Source organism: Vibrio sp. D173a, from assembly GCF_030248475.1.
The window spans coordinates 1-1,556 of the sequence record NZ_JAHGAH010000965.1 but is presented as its reverse complement, the minus strand read 5'-3'; the positions used below and the strand labels follow the sequence as shown (position 1 = coordinate 1,556).

Genomic DNA, 1,556 nt, shown 5'->3' with positions numbered 1-1,556 from the left:
GCCAACACCGTTCCAGGTACCGCATAGCCCATCGAGGAGAGACGCATATACGCCAGATTTATTCTGTTCGGATTGACGCGTTGGTTAAAGTTGACGGTCAAGGCAACCACAATACCAATCAAAGCTGCCGTAACGGATACATATAGGCTGTTCATCGCGTATTCACGGAACTCTGCCGTCCAACTCTGAGCAAAATACTTGTAAGCGTAGATAATCAATTGCCCCAGCGGGAACAAGAAAGCGACACACACCAAGCCCCAACACCAGAACAGTGCTAACCACTTTTTCCAACCCACAAGTTGGTAACGAAAATCTTCACGACTGCTGAATTGGTTTTGAAAGAGTTTCTGCTTACGGCGACTGTAACGCTCAGAGCTCAGTAGCAAGACCACAATCACCAACATGATGGCTGAAATCTTAGCTGCCGCAGTTAAGCTTGAGTAACCTAACCAAGTATCGTAAACCGCAGTCGTCAGAGTATTGACCGCAAGATAGCTTACCGTGCCGAAATCACCGACGGTCTCCATTGCAACGAGTGAAAGCCCAACAGCAATAGAAGGACGCACCAATGGCAGTGAGATACGACGAAAACTCTCCCAAGGAGAGCATTTCAGCAATCGCGCAGACTGCAACAAAGAGACGTTTTGCTCCATAAACGCGGCACGACATAGCAGGTAAACATAAGGGTATAGAACCAAGGAGAGCACAATGATTGCGCCGCTTAAGGTTCGAATGTCTGGGAACCAGTATTCGCCCGGCCCCCACCCTGTAATATCACGCAGCAAAATCTGTACTGGACCCGCAAAATCGAACCAATCGGTAAAGATATAACCAACGATGTAACCCGGCATCGCCAGCGGCAGCACTAATGCCCATTGAAGACGGAAGGTATACCAAACACCAAAGACAAGCACATGGTACCGAACACCAGCACCACCGTATTGTAGGCATAGGTCGGCATCACCGTAGACATTAGATGAGAGAACAACTCATCTGTTTCGCCAACAGCGGTTGTGAATATAGCTAAGATCGGAAAAACCAGCAGTACAGCGATCGCTCCACTACTGGCGTTCCATATATAATTCTTTTGTTTCATCGCTTAATTACAACGGAGAGGGATAACTCGAAAATGCGTTTGAAAATACATCTCATATCCTTTTAAAAACTAAGGCTAGTTATACCGATATCGCACTGTGACTGCAAGGCGCGAAGCTCGGAACTCGGTAGTTCTGGGCGTTGCTTTGTATCAAAAAGTGACTTGCTTAAAAACAAAACAACCCCAAGTCCTTAAAGTAGGAACTTGAGGTTGTTAATCAATCTAGGCCGAAGCCTACATTAATGAAATTAAAGGTCGAATTTAACTTCGTCTAGAAGTTTGATTGCCGCTTCGTGGTGGTTAGCAATCTCGTCTAGAGAAATTGTATCTGCTTTGAACTCACCCCAAGATGCTACAAGCTCAGATGGCTTAACGTCAGCTTTTACTGGGTATTCGTAGTTCACTTCAGCGTACATACCTTGTGCAGTGTTACCTGCTAGAAATTCCATTAGCTTAACAG

General features: G+C 46.0%; 2 pseudogenes. Both read right to left on the bottom strand.

The window, feature by feature from the left end:
* Positions 1–1,096 (bottom strand): annotated as a pseudogene (locus KIV40_RS30605) (ABC transporter permease); the annotation flags it as partial.
* 248 nt (positions 1,097–1,344) lie between these two features.
* Positions 1,345–1,556, bottom strand: a pseudogene (locus KIV40_RS30600) (iron ABC transporter substrate-binding protein); the annotation flags it as partial.